Origin of the sequence: Siccirubricoccus soli, from assembly GCF_024178315.1 — a bacterium.
Taxonomy (GTDB): Bacteria; Pseudomonadota; Alphaproteobacteria; order Acetobacterales; family Acetobacteraceae; genus Siccirubricoccus; species Siccirubricoccus soli.
The window spans coordinates 1-21,355 of the sequence record NZ_JAMZIK010000111.1 but is presented as its reverse complement, the minus strand read 5'-3'; the positions used below and the strand labels follow the sequence as shown (position 1 = coordinate 21,355).

Below are 21,355 nucleotides of genomic sequence, written 5' to 3'. Positions count from 1 at the left end.
AGGCCTCGGCTATCCGTGCGACCGTTCAGCCCTCTGGCTCAATGTGCCGCACCATCAGGGCTCGCCCATGCGGCGTCATGCGTGCCCGCTTGTGCGCGTTGTTCATCCGGGCTCCGGGCCATGGGGTCGGTAGGGTGCCACCAACCAGCCTCCCAGACCCGTACCCGAAAGAACAACGCCTTGGAAAGCGACAGCTCAATGGGCTTCGTGCACGCCCCGCGCATTGGCCCGAGCCGCTTGGGCCTTCAGAAAGACCTCTGACCTCGCCCTCGGCATAAATCGTCATCCGCGGTAGGGCGATGTTCGGCTGCAGCGAACCCAAGCCACAATGTGATCCCGTCAATTGCCGGCCGCGATGAGCAAACCCGCAGCTGGCACAGGCGTTCGCTGCTCCGCAGGCCTGCGGGAGTGGAGCGGATGAGCGGTGCGCGATGACCTCGACGCCTCTGCACCCAAGGACGCGGTCGCCGCACAACTCTTCCCGCCCTGGGCGACGCTGGCGGCGCGCATCGCCCTGGTCTCGCTGGTCGTCCTGCCGCTCGGCCTGCTGGGCCTGCTGATGACGCTGCAATACACACCCTACATCACCGGCCAGAGCATCACCCCCGACCAGCCGGTGCCCTTCAGCCACGAGCACCATGTCGGCGGCCTCGGCATCGAATGCCGCTACTGCCACAGCTCGGTCGAGACCTCGCGCTTCGCCGGCCTGCCGCCGACCCATACCTGCATGACCTGCCACTCCCAGCTCTGGACCAATGCGGCGATGCTGGAGCCGGTGCGGCGCAGCCTGGCCGAAGGCAGGCCGATCCGCTGGCGCCGGGTGAACGAGCTGCCCGACTACGCGTATTTCGACCACAGCGTGCATGTGCGGAACGGCGTCGGCTGCACCAGCTGCCACGGGCCGGTGGACACCATGCCGCTCATGCGCCAGGCGGCGCCGCTGACCATGGGCTGGTGCCTGGACTGCCATCGCAACCCCGCGCCGCATCTGCGGCCGGAAAGCGAGATCTTCGCGGGCCACTGGGCGCCGCCGCCGGGCCAGGAGGCACGCGGTGCCGAGCTGGTCCGCCACTACGGCATCCGGACGGAGCATCTCGCCGATTGCTCGGTCTGCCATCGATGAGCGGCGCGGCGCTCAGCCGCCGGCAGGCGGCCCTCGGATTGCTCGCCGCCGCGATGTCCGGCTCGCTCGTCGCCTGCTCGGAGCCGGAGGAGGAGATCCTCCCCTATGTGAACCAGCCCGAGGGCCTCATCCCCGGCGTGCCGCAGCGCTACGCCACCGCCCTGCCGCTGAACGGCTATGGCCGCGGCGTGGTCTGCACCGCCTTCGAGGGACGGCCGGTGAAGATCGAGGGCAATGCGCTGCACCCGGCGAGCCTTGGCGCGACCGATGCCTTCGCCGAGGCCGAGCTGATGCAGCTCTATGACCCGGACCGCCTGCGCAGCCCGCGGCGCGACGGCCGCCCCGCAAGCTGGGAGGTGTTCCTGGCCGAGCTGCTGCCGCGGCTCGACCCCGCACGCGGGGGGGAAGGGCTGCGCCTGCTGACCGGCCCCCTCACCTCCCCGACGCTGCTGCGCCTGATCGGCGCGCTGCGGGAGCGCTTCCCGCGCATGGGCTGGCACACCCATGCGCCGATCGATGAGGAGAATGCCCGGCGAGGCGCCGAGCTCGCCTTCGGCCGGCCGCTGGATCTGCTGCCCGTCCTCGACCGAGCCGAAGTGGTGCTGTGCCTCGACGCCGATCCGCTCGGGCCCGGCCCGGACCAGATCCGCCACGGCCGCGGCTTCGCGGCGCAGCGCCAGGCCCGGGCGGGGGCGGCCCGCTTCGGCCGGCTTTATGCGCTGGAGCCCGCGATCAGCCTCACCGGCGCCAATGCGGATCACCACCTGCTGGCCCGGCCGGAGGAGTTCCGCGACCTCGCCGCCTGGCTGGCGGCGGAGCTGGGCGCCCCGCTGCCGCGGCCGGAGCTGCCGGAGGACCGCCGGCGCATCCTGCGCGCCGTCGCCGCGGACCTCGCCGCCCATGCGGGCGCCGCGCTGGTGCTGGCCGGCGAGGCGCTGGCACCGGAGCTGCACGCCCTGGCGCATTGGCTGAACGCCCGCCTGGCGGCGCCGGTGGAGGCGGTGGCGCCGGTGCAGGGCGCGGCGGCGCCGCTGCGCGAGCTGGTGGCGGCGATGCGCGCCGGCCAGGTGGAGACGCTGCTGATCCTCGGCGCCAATCCGGCCTATGACGCGCCGGCCGATCTCGGCTTCGCCGAGGCGCTGCGCCAGGTGCCCTTCGCCGCCTGCCATGGCCTGCACCTGGACGAGACCGCGGCGGCCTGTCGTTGGGCCCTGCCGGCGCCGCACGCGCTGGAGGAATGGGGCGATCTCCGGGCGCGGGACGGCAGCGCCGCCATCGTGCAGCCGCTGATCCGGCCGCTCTACGGCACGCGGTCGGCACCGGCGCTGCTCGGGCTGCTGCTCGGGCAGCTCGACCTTTCGGCCCATGAGGCGGTGCGTGCCACCTGGCGCGGCGACCGGACGCCGGAGGAATTCGAAGCCTGGTGGCGCCGCGCCGTGCATGACGGGCTGGTGCCGGAGAGCGCCGCGCCACGCCTTGCCCTGCCCGTGCCGCGCCTGCCGGAGCTGCCGCCCGCCCCGCGGCAGGAGGGCATGGTGCTGCTGCTGCGGCCGGATGCCTCGACCTGGGATGGCAGCTTCGCCAACAATGCCTGGCTGCAGGAATGCCCGCAGCCGCTGACCCGGCAGGTCTGGGGCCATGCCGCCCGCCTGGCGCCGGAGGAAGCGGCGCGGCACGGCCTGACGGCCGGCCAGGTGGTGCGGCTGGAGATCGATGGGCGCAGCCTGGAGGTGACCACCCTCCTCGATCCCGGCGTCGCGCCGGGGGTGGTCGCCCTCACCCTCGGCCACGGGCGGTCACGCGCCGGGGCACTGGGCACCGGGCTCGGCGCGGATGCCTATCGCCTGCGCCGCTCGGACGCGCTGTGGGTGCTGCCGGGGCTGCGCCTGGCACCCACCGGCCGCCACGAACCGCCCATCCTGGCGCAGCAGGAGCAGCAGCTGGAGGGTGAGGCGCGGGACCTCCTGCCGCTGGTGACGCTGGACGCGGCGCTGCGCGACCACGAGCCTTCGCCGCAGCACAGGATCGATCAGCCGAGCCTCTACCCCGATTTCCGCTACGACGCGCAGGCCTGGGCGATGGTGATCGACACCACGCTGTGCATCGGCTGCAACGCCTGCGTCATCGCCTGCCAGGCGGAGAACAACATCCCGGTCATCGGCCCGGAGGAAGTGGCGCGCGGCCGCGACATGCACTGGCTGCGCATCGACACCTATGTGCAGGAGGCGGGCGGTACGCTGCGGCCCGGCTTCCAGCCGGTGCCCTGCATGCATTGCGAGCAGGCGCCCTGCGAGCCGGTCTGCCCCGTCGCCGCCTCGGTCCACGACCATGAGGGGCTGAACGTCCAGGTGTACAACCGCTGCATCGGCACGCGCTTCTGCCAGAGCAACTGCCCCTACAAGGTGCGGCGCTTCAACTTCTACGGCTACGCCGATGGGCAGGAATACGGGAACCGCGGCGCACCGGTGGTCGCCGCGCAGCACAATCCGGAGGTGACGGTCCGCGCCCGCGGCGTGATGGAGAAATGCACCTACTGCGTGCAGCGCATCAGCGCCGCGCGCCGGCAGGCGGAGAAGGAGGACCGCCCGATCGGGCCAGAGGAGGTGGTGACCGCCTGCCAGGCCGCCTGCCCGACCCGGGCCATCCGCTTCGGCGACCTCAGTCGACCGGAATCGGACCCCGCGCGCCTGCGGCGCGAGCCGCACCACTACGCCCTGCTCGGTGAGCTCGGGACACGGCCGCGCACCACCTATCTGCAGCGCGTCCGCAACCCGAATCCGGCGCTGGAAGGCGGCGGCGCATGAGCGCGGCGGCGCCCCCTTCGCTCCCGCCGCAGGCAAGCTATGCCGAGATGGTCGGCCTGGTGGCCGACCCGGTTCTGGAACGCCGCCCCGGGCGTCTCTGGTGGATCGCCTTCGGCGTCACGCTGCTGCTCACCCTCGGCTTCGCCGCCTGCCTTGCCTGGCTGTTCATCCAGGGGGTGGGGATCTGGGGGGTCAACACCCCTGTCGTCTGGGGCTTCGCCATCGCCAATTTCGTCTGGTGGCTCGGCATCGGCCATGCCGGCACGCTCATCTCGGCGCTGCTGCTGCTCACCCGGCAGGGCTGGCGCGCCTCCATCAACCGCTTCGCCGAGGCGATGACGCTGTTCGCCGCGACCATCGCCGGCCTCTTCCCCATCATGCATCTGGGGCGGCCCTACCGCTTCTACTGGCTGCTGCCCTACCCGAACACCATGGAGCTCTGGCCGCAATGGCGCAGCGCCCTGGTCTGGGATTTCGCGGCCATCTCCACCTACATCATCTTCTCCATCCTGTTCTGGTACTGGGGGCTGATCCCGGACCTCGCCACCATGCGCGACCGGGCGCACAGCCGGCTGGCACGGCGGCTCTACGGCATCTTCGCCCTTGGCTGGCGCGGCTCCGCCCGGCACTGGCACCGGCATGACGTCCTCTACCGCGCCATGGCCGCGCTCGCCGTGCCGCTGGTCGTCTCGGTCCACAGCGTCGTCGGGATGGATTTCGCCGCCAGCCTGATGCCGGGCTGGCAGGAGACGATCTTCCCGCCCTATTTCGTCGTCGGCGCCATGTTCTCCGGCTTCGCCATGGTATTGACCCTGGCCGTGCTGCTGCGCTGGGGCCTCGGGCTGCAGGAGATCATCACCGCACGGCATTTCGATGCCATGGGGAAGATCGTCCTCGCCGGCTCCGTCGCCATGGGCCTGTCCTATCTGACGGAGTGGTTCAACGCCTGGTATGGCGGCGCCTGGATCGAGCGCGGCCATCTGCGCTTCCTGTTCACGGGCGACTACGCGCCGCTCTACTTCGCCATGCTGGTCTGCAACGTGCTGGTGCCCCAGCTTCTCTGGTCGGGCCGGTTGCGGCGGAACCTCGTTGTCGCCTTCACCGTCAGCATCGTCGTCAATATCGGCATGTGGCTGGAGCGGATCCTGATCATCTGGAACACCCTCTCCCACACCCACCTGCCGGCCATGCGGCACCTGTTCCACCCGACCTTCTGGGACTGGGCGACGCTCGGCTGCTCCATCGGCGTCTTCGGCTGCCTGTTCCTCTGCTTCGCGCGCCTGCTCCCCGCCGTCGCCATGCACGACCTCAACAAGCAGTTGCATGGGGAGAAGGAGGCGCGGGCATGAGCGGGGGCCGGGTGCTGCTCGCGGAGTTCGCCGACCCCGAGACGCTGCTCGACGCGGCGCGGCGGGCGCGGGAGGCGGGCTGGCGCGGGCTCGACGCCCATGTCCCCTTCGCCATCGAGGGGCTGGCGGACGCGCTCGGCCTCGGCGGCACCCGCATCCGCCCGGCCATGCTCCTCGGCGGCGCACTGAGCGGCGCCTTCGTCTACGCATTGCAATGGTACAGCGCCGTGCTGGACTACCCGGTCAATTCCGGCGGGCGGCCATTGCACAGTTGGCCGGTCTTCCTCATCCCGGCCTTCGAAGCGGTGATCCTCGGCGCGACCCTCACTGGCATCCTCGCCTTCCTGGTCTCCACCGGCCTGCCGCGGCTGCATCACCCGGCCTTCGCCGCGCATGGCTTCGCGCGGGCCAGCCAGGACCGCTTCTTCCTCGCCGTCGCCGATCCGGCGGTGGATGCGGCGCGGCTCGCCGCGGCGCTGGACGGGCTGGCGCCGCTCTCGATCCGGGAGGTGGGCTGATGCGCGCCGCCCTGCTGCTCCTGCCGCTGGTCCTCACTGCCTGCAAGCAGGAGATGGCGCAGCAGCGGAAGCTTGGCACCCATGCCGCCGCGCCGTTCTGGCCGGATGGCACATCGGCCCGGCCGCTGCCCGTGGGCGTCGTCGCCCGCGGGGCGCTGGAGCATGACCGGGCGCTGGCCGAACCGCCCCCGGTGACGCCGGCGCTGCTGCAGCGCGGGCAGGAGCGCTACGGCATCTACTGCGCGCCCTGCCACGGGCTGGTCGGGGATGGCGATGGCATGATCCCGCGCCGCGGCTTCCCGCGGCCGCCGAGCTACCACACGCCCCGTCTGCGCGCCGCGCCGGCCAGCCATTTCCTCGAGGTCATCACCCATGGCTATGGCGTGATGTATGGCTATGCGGCGCGGGTGGAGCCGGCGGATCGCTGGGCCATCATCGCCTATATCCGGGCGCTGCAGCTCTCCCAGGGCGCGGAGCTGGCGGCGGTGCCGGAAGCCCGCGAGAAGCTGCCATGAGCAGCCCCCCTGCCCTGCCCGGCGCGGCCGCCTGGCTGCGGGCCCATGCCGCCTGGCTATGCCTTGGCGGGATCGCGGCGGCGGGGCTGCTGGTCCTCTGGGGGCTGGCGGCGCCGCGCGTCGCGCTCGGCGGGCTGCTGGCGGGGCTGCTGTTCTGGCTTGGCATTGCGCTCGGCGCCTATGCGCTGCTGGCGGTGCATGCGCTGACCGGCGGGCGCTGGCTCGCCGCCTTCTTCCCGGTGCTGGCGGCGGCGGTGGTGACCTTGCCGGTCTTCGCCCTGTTCGCCCTGCCGCTGCTGCTGCAGGCCGACGCCGTCTGGCCCTGGGTCGGGGATCCCGGCGCCGCCCGTCACCCGGATGTGGCGCGCTGGTACCTCAACCTGCCCGGCTTCCTCACCCGCGGCGCGGTGGCCCTGGCGGGGTGGAGCCTGCTCGGGCTGCTGCTGGTCGGCAGCGGGGCCAGGCGGCCCGGCCTGGGCGCGGCGGCACTCGTCTTCCATGCGGTCGCGCTTTCCGCCCTCGGGCTAGACTGGGTGCTCTCGCTGGAGCCGGCATTCCACTCCACGGCCTTCGGCATGTGGCTCGGCGTGCTGCAATTGCTCGCGGCGCTGGCCTGGTGCGCGTTGCTGGAGACGGAGCCGGCCGGCACCCGGGGAAAGGCAGGCGACCTGGCGCAGATGCTCATGGCCGCGGCGCTCGGCGCGGCCTATCTCGGTTTCGTCCAGTACCTCGTCGTCTGGTACGGCAATCTGCCGCACAAGACCGAATGGTACCTTGAGCGCATGGCGCTGCCATGGTTGCCGATGGAAGTCGCCTCCCTCGGCCTCGCGGCCATCCTGCCGGTCCTGGCCCTGCTGCCGGCCGTGACGCGACGCAGCCCGCGTGCCCTCGCCTGGGTCGGTGCCGGCGTGCTCGTTGGAGTGCTGCTGCGCCTGCTCTGGCTGGTGGGTCCCGGTTTCGGGCCGCTTGCAGTGCTCTCCGGCCTGCTCGGCACCGTGGCGGTGGGCGGCATCTGGCTCGGCCTTGCCGGCGGGCCCATCGCCGCCCGGCTGACGCAGGAGATGCGCCATGGCACGTGACACGGCGCTGGCGGAGCGCCGGCAGGGGGAGGATCTGAACCCCCGCGCCATCCTCCTCGTCGCCCTCGGTACGCTGGGGCTGCTCTTCGCCGCCGTCACGCTGTGCTGGCTGTTCGAGCGGCTCTCTGGCCTCCACGGGCCGAGCGGTCACACGCCCGGCAGCTTCGTGCCCCCCCGGTTGCAGAGCGACCCGGCCGGCGAGCTGCGCGACTACCAGGCCGCCGGGCGCGCCCGGCTGGCGGGCTATGGCTGGGCCGACCGCGAACGGGGGCTGGTGCGCATCCCCATCGCGCGGGCGATGGATCTGGTCGCGGCCCGCGGCGCCGAGGCCTATGCGCCCCTCGACCCGCCGCGCGTGCCGGATCCGCGCCGATGACACGCCGCTTCCTGCTCGCCCTCGCGGCTGCCTTTCCCGCCCTGTCGGCATGGGCGGCAGCGCCGGGCGTTGCGCCGCCGCCCCAAGCGGCGCTGCCACTGGACCTGGCGCTGCGCGACGCGACGGGCCAGCCACTCCGCCTTGGCGAAGCGCTGGATGGCCAGCCCGCGATCTTCGCCTTCGCCGATTACGATTGCGTCACGCTCTGCGGCACCGCGCTCGGCCTTGCGGCGGCAACGCTGCCGGGGACCGGCCTCCGGCCCGGCCGGGACTACCGGCTGCTTGTCCTCGGCCTGGATCCCGCCGATGGCCCGGCCAAGGCCGCGGCCATGCAGCGCGCCTGGCTGGGAGAGGGCACCGCGCTGGCCGGGGCCGCCCGCTTCCTGGTCGGCACGGCCCCGGCCTTGGCCTCGGCGCAAGCGGCGCTGGGCTACTCGGCGGCACGGCAGGGGGAAGGCTTCCTCCACCCGCTCGCCCTCTTCGCCCTGCGCCCCGATGGCAGGCTGGCGGCGGTCCTGCCCGCGCTCGGCGCGGCGCCGGAGGAGCTGCGGGACGCGCTGCGGGAGGCGGCGCGGCCGGAAGCGCCCGGCCTCTTCGCCAGCATCCGGCTGGTCTGCCAGGGCAGCGGCTCCGGCCGCAGCGCCGCGCTGCTCGGCGTTCTGGCGGCAGCCGCGGCGGCCACGGTCGCGGCGCTCGGCGGCAGCCTGATGCTGCTGCGGCGGCGGGAGCGGCGGGTATGAGCCTCGCCCTCTGGCCGGCGACGGCATCCGAACAGGCGGCGCACATCGATGGGCTCTTCACGGGGCTGCTCGTCGTCACCGGGCTGATCCTGCTGCTGGTCGCCGGCCTGCTGCTGCTGTTCTGCATCCGCTACCGCCGCGGAACCCAGGCGAAGCGCGGCGACCTGCCCGAATTCCTGCGCCGTGACGTCGAACTCGGCTGGACCGCGGCAACGCTCTTCCTCGCGCTCTTCCTCTTCTGGTGGGCCGGCACCCTGGAGCTACGCGCCAGCATGGCGCCGCCCGAGGCGCTGGAGATCCATGTCGTTGCCAAGCAATGGATGTGGAAGGCCCGGCATCCGAACGGGGCGCGGGAGATCGATGCACTGCATGTGCCGCGCGGAGAGGCGGTGCGGCTGGTGATGACCTCGCAGGACGTGATCCACAGCTTCTACGTGCCCGCCTTCCGGGTGAAGCAGGACGTGCTGCCCGGCCGCTTTACGGAGATGTGGTTCCGCCCGACCCGGACCGGCGAGTACCGCCTGTTCTGCGCCGAATTCTGCGGCACCCAGCATTCCCGGATGGGCGGCATGGTGACGGTGATGGAGCCGGAGGACTATGCAAGCTGGGCGGCCGCCCAGCCGCAGGAGCAGGACCTGCCCGGCGAGGGCGAGGCGCTCTTCACCGCGCTCGGCTGCGCCGGCTGCCATGCCCCGGCCTCCGCGGTGCATGCGCCGGTGCTGCAGGGCGTCTATGGCCGCATGGTGCATCTCGCGGATGGCCGCACGGTGCGGGCCGATCAGGCCTATCTGCGCGATTCGATCCTGCAGCCGCAGCGCGACGTGGTGGCGGGCTATGCGCCCATCATGCCCTCCTTCGCCGGGCTGGTGGACGAGGCCGATCTGCAGCGCCTGGTGGCCTATCTCCAATCCCTGCGCGGGGAGGCAGCGCGATGAGCGATGTCACGGCGGAACGCGCCATCCCCGACACGCCGCCGGCGGAGGAGAATTACCTGACCGCCGGCACCAGCCTCGCCTCCTGGCTGCTGACCACGGACCACAAGCGCGTCGCCCTGCTCTACATGGCGACGATCACGGTCTTCTTCTTCCTCGGCGGCGCCGCCGCGGTGATGATGCGGATCGAGCTCGTCACGCCGCAAGGCGACCTGCTCTCGGACGATGCCTATAACCGCGCCTTCACCTTCCATGGCGTGGTGATGGTGTGGTTCTTCCTCATCCCCTCCATCCCCAACATCCTCGGCAACTTCCTGCTGCCGCTGATGATCGGCGCGAAGGACCTCGCCTTTCCCCGCCTCAACCTGCTGAGTTGGTACATCTTCGTCATCGCCGGCATCCTGGCCATCTACACGCTGCTGGCGGGCGGGGTGGACACCGGCTGGACCTTCTACACCCCGCTCTCCACCGCCTTCGCCAACGGCCAGGTACTCGCCGCGGCGGCCGCGGTGTTCGTCGCCGGCTTCTCGACCATCGCCACCTCGGTGAATTTCATCGCCACCGTGCACCTGCTGCGCGCGCCGGGGCTGACCTGGCTCCGCCTGCCGCTCTTCGTCTGGGCGATCTACGCCACCAGCATCGTCATGGTGCTGGCGACGCCCGTGCTGGCCATGGTGCTGCTGCTGATCTTCGCCGAGCGCGCCTTCGGCATTCCCATCTTCGACCCGCTGCGCGGCGGCGACCCCATCCTCTTCCAGCACCTCTTCTGGTTCTACAGCCACCCGGCCGTGTACATCATGATCCTGCCCTCCTTCGGCGTGATCTCGGAGCTGGTCACCTGCTTCGCGCGGCGGCGGGTCTTCGGCTATAATTTCATGGTCTATGCGATCCTCTGGATCGCACTGGTCGGCTTCCTGGTCTGGGGCCACCACATGTTCGTCTCCGGCCAATCCATGCTGGCCAATCTCGTCTTCTCCTTCCTCTCCTTCGTCGTCGCCGTGCCCTCGGCCATCAAGGTCTTCAACTGGACCTCGACGCTCTATCGCGGTCAGATCGTCTTCGACGCGGCCATGATCTACGCCCTCGGCTTCATCGGGCTCTTCACCATCGGGGGGCTGACCGGGCTGTTCCTCGCCTCCGTCCCGGTGGATGTGCACGTGACCGACACCTACTTCGTCGTCGCGCATTTCCACTACATCATGGTGGGCGGGGCGGTCTCCGCGCTCTATGGCGGGCTGACCTTCTGGTGGCCGAAGATCACCGGCCGGATGCACCCGGAAAGCTGGGCGCGCTTCGCCGCCATCCTGATGTTCTTCGGCTTCGGTTTCACCTTCTTCCCCATGTTCATCATGGGCTTCCTCGGCATGCCGCGGCGCTACCATATCTATGCGCCGGAGTACCAGATCTGGCACGTCCTCGCCTCGGCCGGTGCGGTCCTCCTCGCCGTCGCCTACCTGTTGCCCATGGGATATTTCGGCTGGTCGCTGTTCCGGGGCAGGCGCGCCACGGCGAATCCCTGGGGCGCCACCGGCCTCGAATGGCAGACCTCCTCCCCGCCGCCGAAGGAGAATTTCTTCGCGCCGCCGGTCGTCCTGCAGGGACCGTACAATTACCACCCCGAGCATGCCGGCCCGCCCTCGCTCGAGCGCGAGCCTCATGAGCCGCAAGGTGGACCGACGGAGCGTGCGCCATGAGCGGCGCCGCCGCGCTGCGCAAGCCCTATCGCAGCCTGCGCCGGCAGCGTGAGGCGGCAGAGTTCGGCCTTTGGGTGTTCCTCGGCAGCGAGGTCATGTTCTTCGCCGGCGCGCTGACCGCCTACGCCGTCTATCGCGCGCTCTGGGCGGAGGCCTTCACCGCCGCCGCGCGGGAGACCAGCATCTTCTACGGTACGCTCAACACCGCCATCCTGCTGACCAGCAGCCTGGCCATGGCCGCGGCAGCGGAAGCGGCACGTGCCGGGCTGCGGCGGATGACCCTGCGCTGCCTCGGCCTCACCATTGCCCTTGGCTTGGCCTTCCTCGCCGTCAAGGGCCTCGAGTACCGCGAGGACATCCAGAAGCACCTCGTTCCAGGCAATGGCTTCGCGCTGGCGGAGCCGAAGGCACAGATCTTCTTCGCCTTCTACTGGCTGCTGACCGGCGTGCACGCGCTGCACATGGTCATCGGCCTCGGTGTTGTCGCCACGCTGCTGGTCCAGGCCTGGCGCCGCCGCCGCCCGCTGGCGAGCCCGGCCTTCGAGGCTGCCGGCCTGTACTGGCATTTCGTCGACATCGTCTGGATTGTCCTCTACCCGCTGCTCTACCTGGCGGGGCGGGCATGACCGGTCTCGAGGAGAATGCGCCGCGGACCGCGGGCGCCATCTGGTGGCAGGTGATCCCGGTCTGGGCCGGCCTGGCCGTGCTGCTCGCGCTGACGCTCCTGCTCGCCTATGTGCCGATGGGACGGTTGAACCTCGTCGTCTCGCTCGGCATTGCGGCGGCCAAGGCGGGGCTGGTGATGGCGTTCTTCATGCAGCTCCGTCGGCCGGACCCCCTCCTTCGCCTCGCCGCCTTTGTCGCCCTCGTCTTCGTCGCCTTCATGTTGACCCTGACCTTTACCGATCTGCTGAGCCGCGCAACGCTGACGCAGCCCGGCACAGTGACGCCGCGCAGCCTCCCGGACATGCCGGTCACTGGGCAGCGGGCCTTCTGATGACAGCCGCGGGCGCAGCGCCGCGGCCACCGCCCATCGGCCGCACGCTGGACTTGGCCGGCGGCCCGGCGCTGGCCGAGGCATTCGGGCGCGGCCTGGCGAAGGCCGCGCTGCGGGCGGCCGCCGCGTCGAGCGCCGGCGACGACACCGAAACGCCGCGCGGCGCCGCTCCTGGCTGGACCGGCATATGCATGGCCCGCAGTGGGTCCTCAACCTCACTGGAACCGTGCTGCACACCCATCTCGGGCACGCTCCCCCGCCAGAGGTGGCGCTGGCCGCGATGGCAGAGGCTGCCGGCGCCACCGACCCGGAATTCGATCTGCGGAATGGGCAGCGCGGCGAGCGGGATGCGCATCTGGAGGCGCTGCTGTGCCTCCTCAGCCTGCCGAGCTACAGGGCGCGCAACGTCATCGAACGCGCCATCGGCCGGCTGAAGGACTGGCGCCGCATCCACACCCGCTACGACAAGCTCGCCAGCACCTTCGCCCCCGCCATCGCCGCCATCATCACCGGATGGTGCTGATTGAGTCCGGAGCCTAGAGCAAACTCCGATCAGATGGAATCATCTGATCGGAGGTATTTGCTCGCTATAGCAACAACCTAGAGCGGGCTCCGTGAGCCAGCGCGAACGGAAACCGCTCTAGGTCGCGGTTTAGCCCTGTGCCGCTATACCGAGCACGCTAGAGCGTTTTCGGTTTACATGCGTTCACCGAAAACGCTCTACGCCTTTGTTTGCAGAGCAGATTCACGCCTTCGGGCGATGCCGCCCTACAGCGATCTGCTCTAAGCCGGCGAATGATCTGAACCCTCTTATAGGACGAAGGCTTGGATCAGCCGCGGTAAGTCCTGCTTACCGCGGGTGATCCAAGCCTTGCCCCAATCCCTGTCAGCCGCCAGACTCCGCCTGGGGCCACCACAGGGGAGCGGGGATTTGGCCGCAGACCGGACAGGCGCCGTCACGCCCACCCAGCCGTCCCCCATCCTGCCCGCCGCGGCCGAGGCCCTCGCCGCCGCCCGCGCCTATGCCGGCGACGCCCTGGCCCCCGAAACCCGCCGCGCCTATGCCGCCGACTGGGCGCATTTCACCGCCTGGTGCCAGCAGGCCGGCTGCGCCCCGCTCCCCGCCGAGCCCGCGGCGGTGGCCGCCTATCTCGCCGCCCTCGCCCCGCTCTACAGCCGTGCCGCGCTGGAACGCCGCCTCGCCGCCATCGGCCAGGCCCATCGGCTGCGCGAGCTGCCCTGGTCCGCCGGCCATCCCGCCATCCGCAGCACCCTGCGCGGCATCCATCGCACCCATCGCCGCCGCCCCCGCCAGGCCGCCGCCCTCACCTCGGCCGAGCTCCGGCGCCTCGTCGCCGCCTGCGGCCATGACCTCACCGGCCTCCGCGACCGCGCCCTGCTGCTGCTCGGCTTCGCCGGGGCGCTCCGCCGCTCGGAGCTGGTGGGCATCGCGCGCGAGCATCTGCGCTTCACCGAGAGCGGCCTCCGCCTGCTGCTGCCGCAGTCCAAGACCGACCAGGAGGGCCAGGGGGTCGAGCTCGGCATCACCCGCGGCAGGCGGGCCGAGACCTGCCCGATCCGCGCCCTGGAAGCCTGGCTCGAGGCCTCCGCCTGCCGCTTCGGCCCGGTCTTCCGCAAGGTCGATCGCTGGGGGAACATCGAGCACCGCGCCCTCGGCGGCGATGCGGTGCGCGACATCCTCCGCCGCCGCGCCGCCGTCGCCGGCATCACGGTGCCGAGCGGCGAGCGCCTTTCCCCGCACGGGCTGCGGGCCGGCTTCGTCACGGAAGCCTACATGGCCGGCGCCCGCGACGAGCAGGTGATGGACCACACCCGCCACCGCGACCTGAAGACCATGCGCGGCTATGTCCGCCGCGCCAAGCTGGTGACGGAGAGCGCCACCAAGCTGCTGGACCTGTGAGCGCCGCCGACATCCTGGCCCTGCCGCATCCGGACTGGCTCTACCACCACCTCCGCGTCACCGGCGCGCCGGAGGCCGTCGCCGCCTTCCGCCAGGCCGCCAGCGGCGCCGGCATCATCCCCTGGGCGGAGGATCAGGGCGAAGCGGCGGAAGCGTGGTTCCACCTGCTCGCCGCCCCGCCCCCGCCGCAGCGGCGCAGCCTCAGCCTGGAGGGCGCCCGCATCCTCGCCACCCAGCTCCGCGACGCCGTCGAGGCCCGCGCCCGCCTGGCTGCCGAGCGCGCCGCGGCCAGCCGCGCCTGCCCCTTCGACCTGCATCGGCTGCTGCCGGTGCCCGCGCGCCTCCTCCGCCTCGGCCCGGCGCATCCGGAGGCGCGGGACTGGCTCTGGACGCACTGGGGCACCACTGCCGAGCTGCGCGGCGTCGTCCCCCTGCCGGTGCCCCGCCGCGGCCAGCCGCACCGCCCCGACCCCGCCCTGTTCTGGGTCGGCTTTTGGTCCGCCGACTGGACCCCCTGGCGCGCCATCGCGCGGCTGCGCGCCCAATGGCCGGCGCTCGCCTTCGCGGTGCGGCCGCTCTACGACGATGCCTGAGCCCGTCCCCCCGGAAGCGGCGCCGCTGCTCCGGCTCGGCGCCTATGAGGGCCCGCTCGACCTGCTGCTGGAGCTGGCCAAGGCACAGCAGATGGACCTCGCCCGGCTTTCCATGCTGGCCCTGGCGGAGGCCTTCCTCGCCAGCCTGAACGCCGCCATCGCCGCCCGCCGCCTGCCGCTCGCCACGCTCGGCGACTGGCTGGTCATGGCGGCGACCCTGCTGGCGCTGCGCACCCGCCTGCTGCTGCCGCCCGGGACGGCCGAGCACCGCGCGGCAACGGAGGAAGCCGCCGCCCTGCGCCGCCGCCTCGCCGAGCGCGAGCATATCCGCCGCCTCGCCGCCTGGCTGGAGCAGCGGCCGCAGCTCGGCCAGGAGGTCTTTGCCCGCGGCACCCCCGCGCCCGACGCCGCCGCCCCTCCGGCCGCGGATGTGACGGAGCTGCTGCGCGCCTGCCTGAAGCTGCTCGAACTCCCCGCCCGCGAGCTTGTCTACCGCCCGGCCCTGCCGCCCCTCTGGCGCGTGCCCCAGGCCCTGGCGCATCTGGCGGCGCGGCTGCCGGCGCTGCCGCCGGAGGGGCTGGGGCTGGCGGCGCTGCTGCCGCCGGCGCCGGACCTCACCGCCACGCAGCTGCAGCGCCGCGCCGCCCTGGCCAGCACCCTGCTCGCCAGCCTGGAACTCGCCCGCGAAGGCGCCCTCGGCCTCCACCAGCAGGCGCCTTTCGGGGAGATCCGCCTCGCCCCGCCGCCCGGCGCCGCGCCCCGCGGCATGACCGCCGCCTGATCCGGGGCGTTCCGGGCCAGGCATCGCATGCAGGGCCGGGATGGCGACTGCCGCGCCTGCCGGGCCGCGCGGCGCGAAACCGCCCTACCGCCCGCCCCCCATGGCCACCACGGCGCGGTTCTTGCCCGCCGCCTTGGCCTCGTACAGCGCCTTGTCCGCGGCATCGATGAGCAGCAGCGGCGAACTGCCCGCGGCCGGGAAGGCCAGGGCGCCGCCGATGCTGACGGTGACATGCTCGCTCACCCGGGACGCGCGATGCGGGATCCGCTGCTCCTCCATGCCATGGCACAGCGTCCAGGCAAGCTGCTCCACCCGCTCCCGCGGCACGTCCGTCAGCACGACGGCGAATTCCTCCCCGCCGAAGCGGGCCGCCAGGTCGGTGGATTGCCGGCAATGCCGCTGCAGGGTCTGGGCCACGAGCTTCAGCACCTCGTCCCCCGCCAGATGCCCGTGGCTGTCGTTGTAGCGCTTGAACTCGTCCACATCGATCATCAGCACGGCGATGGAGCTGCCGAGCCGCGCCGCGCGGAACCATTCGGCGGCCAGGTACTCGTCGAAGTAGCGGCGGTTGCTGAGGCCGGTCAGGCCATCCACCCGCGTCAGCCGCTGCAGCTCCAGATTCGCCTTCAGCAGGTCCTGCTGGCTCTGGCGCAGCGCGGCATAGGCCTCGTCCCGCTGCAGCTGATTCAGATAGGCGCGGGAATGGTAGCGGAGGCGCGCGACGAGCTCGAGCCGGTCGGGCAGCTTCACCAGGTAGTCATTCGCCCCGGCGGTGAAGGCATCGCTCTTGGTCGCCGCCTCCTCCCGCATGGACAGCATGATGACCGGGATGTCGCGCGTCGCCGGATCGGCCCGGTACTCCCGCACCAGGTCCAGCCCGGTGACACCCGGCATGACGAGGTCCTGCAGGATGACGGTGGGCCGGACACTCTTCGCCACCTCCACCGCCTTCGCCGGATCCGGGCAGAAGTGGAAATCGAGGTTGGGCTCGCCCGCCAGCAGGCGGCGCACCGCCTCGCCGACCATCACCTGGTCATCCACCAGCAGGACCATCATCGCATAGTCGTCCTGCCTCGGCGCGTTCGGCACGGTGCCCAGGAATTCGTTCTTCATGCGCGGAATCCTTCCTGGGCTCCACGGGTGACGAGGGCGAGGAGGCGGGGGGCGATGTTGGGCAGCGGCAGGATCTCCGCCGCCGCGTCGAGCTCCGCGGCCGCCTTCGGCATGCCATAGACGGCGCTGGTCGCGCGGTCCTGCGCGATGGTGTGCCAGCCCCGGGCGCGCAGCGCCTTCAGCCCCTGCGCGCCGTCCCGCCCCATCCCGGTGAGCAGCACGCCGACGGCCTCGCCCTTCCACAGCCGGGCCACGCTGCGGAAGAAGACATCGACGGAGGGGCGATAGACGTAGTCGCGCGGCTCCGCCGTGTAGCCAAGCTGCGAGTCCGAGGCGAGGCGCAGATGATGGTCGCTCGCCGCCAGCAGCACGGTGCCGGGCCGCGGCGTATCGCCCTCCCGCGCCGGCAGCACCGGCATGGCGGAGTGGCCGTTCAGCCAGGCCGCCATGCCCTCGGCGAAGCGGCGATCGACATGCTGCACCACCACGACCGCCGCGGGGAAACCCTGCGGCAGGCCGCCCAGCAGCACCGCCAGCGCCGCCGGCCCGCCCGCGGAGGCGCCGATCGCCACCAGGGTCGGGCTGGCGCCGCGCAGCCGGCCCGGCCGCGGCGCGGCGGGCCGGTTGCCCATGAGGCGCGCAATGGCCGCGACCTTGCGCAGCAGCTGCGCCGCCCCCTGGCCGCCGACGCCGCCCTCCAGCGGCGGCGCGTCCACCGCATCCAGCGCGCCATGCCCCATCGCCTCGAAGACGCGCGGGGCGTTGGCGTCCACGCTCCCGGTGACGAGCAGGATGGCGCAGGGCGTCTCGGCCATGATCCGCCGCGTCGCCTCCACCCCGTCCATCCCCGGCATCATGAGGTCCATCATCACCAGGTCCGGCGGGTCGCTGCGGCAGAACTGCACCGCCTGCTCCCCGGTGGCGGCAAGCCAGGCGACCCGGTGCTCCGGCGCCGAGGCGACGATCCGGCGCAGCAGCTCGGCCATCGGCGGCATGTCGTTGACGATTCCAATCCGCATCGCTCGGCCCTTGCTGCCTGCGGCGCCCCCTGCCGGGGTCATGGCGTCTCCGCCTCGCCGATCAGGTCGATGACGGCCTGGACCAGCGCCTGGTCCTGGAAGCTGCCCTTGGTCAGATAGTAGTCCGCGCCGGCCTCCAGCCCGCGCCTGCGGTCCTCCTCGCGGTCCTTGTAGGACACGATCATCACCGGCATCCCGCGCAGATGCGGGTCCTTGCGGATGAACGTGACAAGCTCGATCCCGTCCATCCGCGGCATGTCGATATCCGTCACCACCAGGTCGAAATGCCCGGCGCGGACGGCGTTCCAGCCATCCATGCCGTCCACCGCCACCTCCACCTCGTAGCCGTGCTGGCCCAGCAGCTTGCGCTCCAGCTCGCGGATGGTGAGCGAATCATCCACCACCAGCACCCGCCGCCGCCGCCTGCCGCCGCCCGGGCCGGCCGCCGTCACCTGTCCCAGCCGGCCGGTGGCGGTCAGCTTCTCCACCGCGCGCAGCAGGTCGTCCACGTCGAGGATCAGCACCGGCGAGCCATCCTCCATCACCGCCGCGGCGCTGACCCCGGTGACCTTGCCGAGCCGGACGTCGAGCGGCTGCACCACCAGCTCCCGCTGCGCCAGCAGCCGCTCCACCGCCAGCCCGTAGCTGTTCCGCTGGTCGCCGATGATGACGACGGGGATCTCCTCCCCCGCCACCGCGCTCTCCCCGCCGCCGAGGAGCTGCTGCGCCCCGACCAGGCCGATCTGCCGCCCGGCGAAGCTGAAATGCTGCTGGCCCTCCAGGGTCTCGATCGCCGCCCGGGGCAGCTTCAGCGTGCCCTCCAGGCTGGCGAGCGGCAGGGCGTAGGGCTCGCCGCCGATCTCCACCACCAGGGTGCGGACGACGGAGAGGCTGAGCGGCAGTTCGAACTGGAAGCGCGCGCCGCGCCCAGCCTCGCTCGCCGCCCGCACCACGCCCCGCACCCGCCGGGCGGCCGCCTGCACGGCATCCAGCCCCACCCCGCGGCCGGAGATCTCGGTGACCGCGGCGCTCATGGTGAAGCCGGGCAGGAAGAGGAATTCCAGCAGCTCGGCCGGGCTGAGCTGCCCCGCCGTCTCCGCGCCGGCCAGGCCGCGGGCGAGCACGGTGGCGCGCAGCCGCTCCAGGTCGATCCCCCGCCCGTCATCGGCGATGATGATCCGCAGCATGCCGCCATGATGGCGGGCCTCCAGCCGGATGGTGCCCTCCGCCGGCTTGCCGGCGGCCAGCCGCGCCGCCGGCGGCTCGATGCCGTGGTCGATGGCGTTGCGCAGCAGGTGGCCGAGCGGCGCATCGAGATGCTCGAGGATGTCGCGGTCGACCGGGGTGTTGCCGCCCAGGATCTCCAGCCGGACCTGCTTGCCGAGCTCCCGCCCGAGATCCCTGACCGTCCGGGCGTAGCGGCGCACGCCATCCTCGAAGGGACGCATGCGGCTGGCCAGGGTCTCGTCGTAGAGGCGGTGGGCCAGCCGCACCACGCGGCGGTCGAAGGCGTCCAGCTCCACCAGCCGCTCGCTCAAATAGTCCTGGCATTCCATCAGGCGCCGGCGCGCCTCGGCCAGGGCGGCCTGCGCCTCGCCGCCGGCGGCCTCCGGCGGCAGCGCGTCGCGCGCCATGTCGAAGGCGCGGAGGGCATCGAATTGCAGCCGCCGCAGCCGGGTCAGCCGGTCGCTGAAGGGCCGCAGCCGGCGGGCCTCCACCAGGGTCTCGCCGGAAAGGCCGAGCAGGCGGCTGAGGCTGTCGGCGGTGACGCGGAGGATCCGCTCGGCCGCCTCGCCGGCCTCCTGGGTGGCGGGGCGGGGCGGGGCGGCGGGTCTGGACAGGGGCGAGGGCGGCTCCGGCGGCAGGGCAGGCCCGACCGCGGGCAGTGGCGAGGCCGACGGGAGGGCGGACCCGGCCAGGGGCGATGGCGGTTCCGGCGACAAGACAGACCCGGCCAGGGGCGAAAGCGGTTCCGGCGGCAGGGCGGCCCCGGCCAGGGGCGAGGGCGGGTCCGGCGGCAGGGCGGCTCCGGCCAGGGGCAAGAGCGGCTCCGGCGGCAGGGCGGGCCCGACCGCGGGCAGTGGCGAGAGCGGATCCGGCGGCAGGGCGGCTCCGGCCAGGGGCAAGAGCGGCTCCGGCGGCAGGGCGGGCCCGACCGCGGGCAGTGGCGAGGCCGACGGGAGGGCGGACCCGGCCAGGGGCGAGAGCGGTCCCGGCGGCGGGCCGGCCCGGGTCAGCAGCAGCGGTGGCTCCGGCGGCGGGGCATCCTCGGCCAGGGGCGCCGGCGGCGCCCCCGCCCCGGCACTGGCCTGCCGGATCGCCGCCCGCAGGGCCGCCACCTCGGCCCGCATCGCGTCGTCCGGCATGCCCGGCGCGCCCGCCGCCCGGGCGATCGCCCCCAGCATGTCCACGCCGCGCAGCAGCAGGTCGATCTGCCCGCGCCCCAGCACCAGCCGGCCCCGCTGCGCCGCGACGAAGAGATCCTCCATCGCATGGCCGAGCTCGACGGCCGGCATCAGCCCGATGAGCCGGGCCGCGCCCTTCAGCGAATGCGCCGCCCGCATGCAGGCTTCGAGCTGCGGCGCGGCCGCCGCCTCCTGCTCCAGCGCCAGCAGCCCGGCGGTCAGCGCCTGGGTATGGGTCTCGGCCTCGAGCCGGAACAGGTCGAGCAGCGAGAATTGGCTGTAATCGGTCTCCTGCCCGCTCATGCGATGCTGCGATTCAGCCCGTCGAGCAGCAGCTCGGCATCCAGATGGCCGACGCTGCGCCCCTGCCAGGGCAGCACATGGCGGGTGTAGCTGGAGGCGGCGCGGGCCACGGTGGCCGGCGCCGGGCGCAGGCTGTCGGCCGGGACGCGCTGGATGCCGTGCACCTCCTCGGCCGGGAAGACGAAGCGGCCGGAGTCACGGCCGATCACCAGCATCCGCCGCTGCAGCTCCGCCCGCCGGTCGGTGGGCGGCGGCCCCGGCGCCAGGCCGAGCAGGATGGCGAGGGAGACGCAGATCAGCAGCCCGCCATGAATGTTGACCACGCCGAGCACGACATTGCTCCGCCGCCGCGGCAGGGAATGCACCCGGCGCATTTCCGTGACCTCCTCCAGCAGGCGGCTCGGCAGGGCCAGCCATTCCGTGCCGAGGCGGAAGATCACCACCGACAGCGCCGCCGCGCCCTCCGCACCGGCACCGGCCTCGGCGGAGAGGCCGGAGAAGGCGCCGCGCCGGGCGACATGGCCGGTCCATTCCTCGAGATAGCCGGCCGGGGCCGGGCGGTTCAGCAGCACCGAGGCCGCCGCCGCATGCTTCGGGCAGTTGTGGCAATGTCCATGCGCCGGAAGCTGTGGGCAGGAGGCATCGCCGCCGAGGCCGACGGTCTGCCAGCAGGGATCGAGGGGGGAGTCCGGGGCCATGGTCAGCTGCCGCTGCGCCGGCTGAGGCGCTGCAGCCGGTCACGCAGCATCCGCGCCCCGGCCGCGTCGCCCTGCTGCTCGAGCAGCAGGGCGAGATGGGCCAGCGCCTCGTGGTGCTGCGGGTCGAGGTAGAGCGCCTTGCGGTAATTCGCGATCGCCTCCGGCCGGCTACCCGCCGCGTCGCGCAGCAGGCCGAGCAGGTGGAAGGCATCGGCTGAGGGGCCGCTATCGCGGATCTGCGCCTCGCATTGCTGCACCGCCTCGGCCAGGTGGCCGGCATCGGCCAGGCGCTGCGCCGCCTCCAGCCGGGCGACGGGGGCGGGCGGCGCCGGCACGGCAGGCCGGGGCGGCGGGACGACGGGCGGCGCAGCCACGGGCGGCGATGGCGGCCAGGC

21 protein-coding genes are annotated in these 21,355 nt (G+C 72.6%); 16 read left to right on the top strand and 5 right to left on the bottom strand.

The features are described 5' to 3' along the window. Positions 1–424: 424 nt before the first annotated feature. The 16 genes from NJ376_RS17650 to NJ376_RS17570 all read left to right on the top strand — a co-directional run bounded on the left by NJ376_RS17650 (position 425) and on the right by NJ376_RS17570 (position 15,422). A complete protein-coding gene (locus tag NJ376_RS17650; protein ID WP_252954598.1) occupies positions 425–1,123 on the top strand; it encodes a cytochrome c family protein in 699 nt (232 codons plus the stop codon). Further along, a complete protein-coding gene (locus NJ376_RS17645; RefSeq protein ID WP_252954597.1) occupies positions 1,102–3,927 on the top strand; it encodes a 4Fe-4S dicluster domain-containing protein in 2,826 nt (941 codons plus the stop codon). The genes NJ376_RS17650 and NJ376_RS17645 overlap by 22 nt, the downstream gene beginning before the upstream one ends. Then, positions 3,924–5,276: an NrfD/PsrC family molybdoenzyme membrane anchor subunit gene (gene nrfD / locus NJ376_RS17640; RefSeq protein WP_252954596.1), complete on the top strand. Its 1,353-nt coding sequence runs from the start codon at positions 3,924–3,926 to the stop codon at positions 5,274–5,276. Before NJ376_RS17645 ends, nrfD begins: the two co-directional genes overlap by 4 nt. Then, positions 5,273–5,794: a DUF3341 domain-containing protein gene (locus tag NJ376_RS17635; protein WP_252954595.1), complete on the top strand. Its 522-nt coding sequence runs from the start codon at positions 5,273–5,275 to the stop codon at positions 5,792–5,794. The genes nrfD and NJ376_RS17635 overlap by 4 nt, the downstream gene beginning before the upstream one ends. After that, positions 5,794–6,309, top strand: a complete 516-nt coding sequence (locus tag NJ376_RS17630; protein WP_252954594.1) for a c-type cytochrome — start codon at positions 5,794–5,796, stop codon at positions 6,307–6,309. Before NJ376_RS17635 ends, NJ376_RS17630 begins: the two co-directional genes overlap by 1 nt. Next, a complete protein-coding gene (locus NJ376_RS17625; RefSeq protein ID WP_252954593.1) occupies positions 6,306–7,388 on the top strand; it encodes a hypothetical protein in 1,083 nt (360 codons plus the stop codon). Before NJ376_RS17630 ends, NJ376_RS17625 begins: the two co-directional genes overlap by 4 nt. Then, positions 7,378–7,764 (top strand): hypothetical protein, encoded by a 387-nt coding sequence (locus tag NJ376_RS17620; protein ID WP_252954592.1) that lies wholly within the window; start codon positions 7,378–7,380, stop codon positions 7,762–7,764. Before NJ376_RS17625 ends, NJ376_RS17620 begins: the two co-directional genes overlap by 11 nt. Next, positions 7,761–8,504 carry a thioredoxin domain-containing protein gene (locus NJ376_RS17615; protein WP_252954591.1) on the top strand — a complete coding sequence of 248 codons (744 nt, stop codon included), beginning with the start codon at positions 7,761–7,763 and terminating at the stop codon, positions 8,502–8,504. Before NJ376_RS17620 ends, NJ376_RS17615 begins: the two co-directional genes overlap by 4 nt. Continuing rightward, positions 8,501–9,439 (top strand): cytochrome c oxidase subunit II, encoded by a 939-nt coding sequence (gene coxB / locus NJ376_RS17610; protein ID WP_252954590.1) that lies wholly within the window; start codon positions 8,501–8,503, stop codon positions 9,437–9,439. The genes NJ376_RS17615 and coxB overlap by 4 nt, the downstream gene beginning before the upstream one ends. Next, complete coding sequence (locus NJ376_RS17605; RefSeq protein ID WP_252954589.1) at positions 9,436–11,130, top strand: cytochrome c oxidase subunit I; 1,695 nt, start codon at positions 9,436–9,438, stop codon at positions 11,128–11,130. The genes coxB and NJ376_RS17605 overlap by 4 nt, the downstream gene beginning before the upstream one ends. Next, positions 11,127–11,756: a cytochrome c oxidase subunit 3 gene (locus NJ376_RS17600; protein ID WP_252954588.1), complete on the top strand. Its 630-nt coding sequence runs from the start codon at positions 11,127–11,129 to the stop codon at positions 11,754–11,756. Before NJ376_RS17605 ends, NJ376_RS17600 begins: the two co-directional genes overlap by 4 nt. Next, positions 11,753–12,127, top strand: coding sequence for a cytochrome C oxidase subunit IV family protein (locus tag NJ376_RS17595; RefSeq protein ID WP_252954587.1), 375 nt, complete (start codon positions 11,753–11,755; stop codon positions 12,125–12,127). The genes NJ376_RS17600 and NJ376_RS17595 overlap by 4 nt, the downstream gene beginning before the upstream one ends. 187 nt (positions 12,128–12,314) lie before the next feature. Beyond that, a complete protein-coding gene (locus tag NJ376_RS29380) occupies positions 12,315–12,650 on the top strand; it encodes a transposase (RefSeq protein ID WP_370288385.1) in 336 nt (111 codons plus the stop codon). Positions 12,651–13,058: 408 nt separating this feature from the next. Next, a complete protein-coding gene (locus NJ376_RS17580) occupies positions 13,059–14,048 on the top strand; it encodes a site-specific integrase (RefSeq protein ID WP_252954586.1) in 990 nt (329 codons plus the stop codon). Then, positions 14,045–14,641: a hypothetical protein gene (locus tag NJ376_RS17575; RefSeq protein ID WP_252954585.1), complete on the top strand. Its 597-nt coding sequence runs from the start codon at positions 14,045–14,047 to the stop codon at positions 14,639–14,641. The genes NJ376_RS17580 and NJ376_RS17575 overlap by 4 nt, the downstream gene beginning before the upstream one ends. Then, positions 14,634–15,422, top strand: a complete 789-nt coding sequence (locus NJ376_RS17570) for a segregation and condensation protein A (RefSeq protein ID WP_252954584.1) — start codon at positions 14,634–14,636, stop codon at positions 15,420–15,422. Before NJ376_RS17575 ends, NJ376_RS17570 begins: the two co-directional genes overlap by 8 nt. Before the next feature lie 84 nt (positions 15,423–15,506). On the opposite strand, the gene NJ376_RS17565 is transcribed toward NJ376_RS17570, so the two are convergent. The 5 genes from NJ376_RS17565 to NJ376_RS17545 all read right to left on the bottom strand — a co-directional run. Beyond that, positions 15,507–16,535: a GGDEF domain-containing response regulator gene (locus tag NJ376_RS17565; protein ID WP_252954583.1), complete on the bottom strand. Its 1,029-nt coding sequence runs from the start codon at positions 16,533–16,535 to the stop codon at positions 15,507–15,509. After that, on the bottom strand, positions 16,532–17,554 hold the full coding sequence (gene cheB / locus NJ376_RS17560; RefSeq protein ID WP_252954582.1) for a chemotaxis response regulator protein-glutamate methylesterase: 1,023 nt from the start codon (positions 17,552–17,554) through the stop codon (positions 16,532–16,534). The genes NJ376_RS17565 and cheB overlap by 4 nt, the downstream gene beginning before the upstream one ends. A gap of 38 nt (positions 17,555–17,592) precedes the next feature. Beyond that, entirely contained in the window at positions 17,593–20,262 is a 2,670-nt protein-coding gene (locus NJ376_RS17555) for a hybrid sensor histidine kinase/response regulator (RefSeq protein WP_252954581.1), read from the bottom strand. Then, positions 20,259–20,960 carry a chemotaxis protein CheW gene (locus NJ376_RS17550; protein WP_252954580.1) on the bottom strand — a complete coding sequence of 234 codons (702 nt, stop codon included), beginning with the start codon at positions 20,958–20,960 and terminating at the stop codon, positions 20,259–20,261. The genes NJ376_RS17555 and NJ376_RS17550 overlap by 4 nt, the downstream gene beginning before the upstream one ends. A gap of 2 nt (positions 20,961–20,962) precedes the next feature. Continuing rightward, on the bottom strand, positions 20,963–21,355 hold a 393-nt coding region (locus NJ376_RS17545; RefSeq protein WP_456309506.1), incomplete at its 5' end, for a hypothetical protein.

What these genes read in the sequence shown, in the direction of transcription:
- NJ376_RS17565 (WP_252954583.1), bottom strand. Translation starts at nt 16,535, where the DNA reads ATGAAGAACGAATTCCTGGGCACCGTGCCGAACGCGCCGAGGCAGGAC.
- NJ376_RS17550 (WP_252954580.1), bottom strand. Translation starts at nt 20,960, where the DNA reads ATGGCCCCGGACTCCCCCCTCGATCCCTGCTGGCAGACCGTCGGCCTC.
- nrfD (WP_252954596.1), top strand. Translation starts at nt 3,924, where the DNA reads ATGAGCGCGGCGGCGCCCCCTTCGCTCCCGCCGCAGGCAAGCTATGCC.
- NJ376_RS17625 (WP_252954593.1), top strand. Translation starts at nt 6,306, where the DNA reads ATGAGCAGCCCCCCTGCCCTGCCCGGCGCGGCCGCCTGGCTGCGGGCC.
- NJ376_RS17555 (WP_252954581.1), bottom strand. Translation starts at nt 20,262, where the DNA reads ATGAGCGGGCAGGAGACCGATTACAGCCAATTCTCGCTGCTCGACCTG.
- NJ376_RS17620 (WP_252954592.1), top strand. Translation starts at nt 7,378, where the DNA reads ATGGCACGTGACACGGCGCTGGCGGAGCGCCGGCAGGGGGAGGATCTG.
- coxB (WP_252954590.1), top strand. Translation starts at nt 8,501, where the DNA reads ATGAGCCTCGCCCTCTGGCCGGCGACGGCATCCGAACAGGCGGCGCAC.
- NJ376_RS17570 (WP_252954584.1), top strand. Translation starts at nt 14,634, where the DNA reads ATGCCTGAGCCCGTCCCCCCGGAAGCGGCGCCGCTGCTCCGGCTCGGC.
- NJ376_RS17600 (WP_252954588.1), top strand. Translation starts at nt 11,127, where the DNA reads ATGAGCGGCGCCGCCGCGCTGCGCAAGCCCTATCGCAGCCTGCGCCGG.
- NJ376_RS17635 (WP_252954595.1), top strand. Translation starts at nt 5,273, where the DNA reads ATGAGCGGGGGCCGGGTGCTGCTCGCGGAGTTCGCCGACCCCGAGACG.
- NJ376_RS17630 (WP_252954594.1), top strand. Translation starts at nt 5,794, where the DNA reads ATGCGCGCCGCCCTGCTGCTCCTGCCGCTGGTCCTCACTGCCTGCAAG.
- NJ376_RS17595 (WP_252954587.1), top strand. Translation starts at nt 11,753, where the DNA reads ATGACCGGTCTCGAGGAGAATGCGCCGCGGACCGCGGGCGCCATCTGG.
- NJ376_RS17615 (WP_252954591.1), top strand. Translation starts at nt 7,761, where the DNA reads ATGACACGCCGCTTCCTGCTCGCCCTCGCGGCTGCCTTTCCCGCCCTG.
- cheB (WP_252954582.1), bottom strand. Translation starts at nt 17,554, where the DNA reads ATGCGGATTGGAATCGTCAACGACATGCCGCCGATGGCCGAGCTGCTG.
- NJ376_RS29380 (WP_370288385.1), top strand. Translation starts at nt 12,315, where the DNA reads ATGCATGGCCCGCAGTGGGTCCTCAACCTCACTGGAACCGTGCTGCAC.
- NJ376_RS17605 (WP_252954589.1), top strand. Translation starts at nt 9,436, where the DNA reads ATGAGCGATGTCACGGCGGAACGCGCCATCCCCGACACGCCGCCGGCG.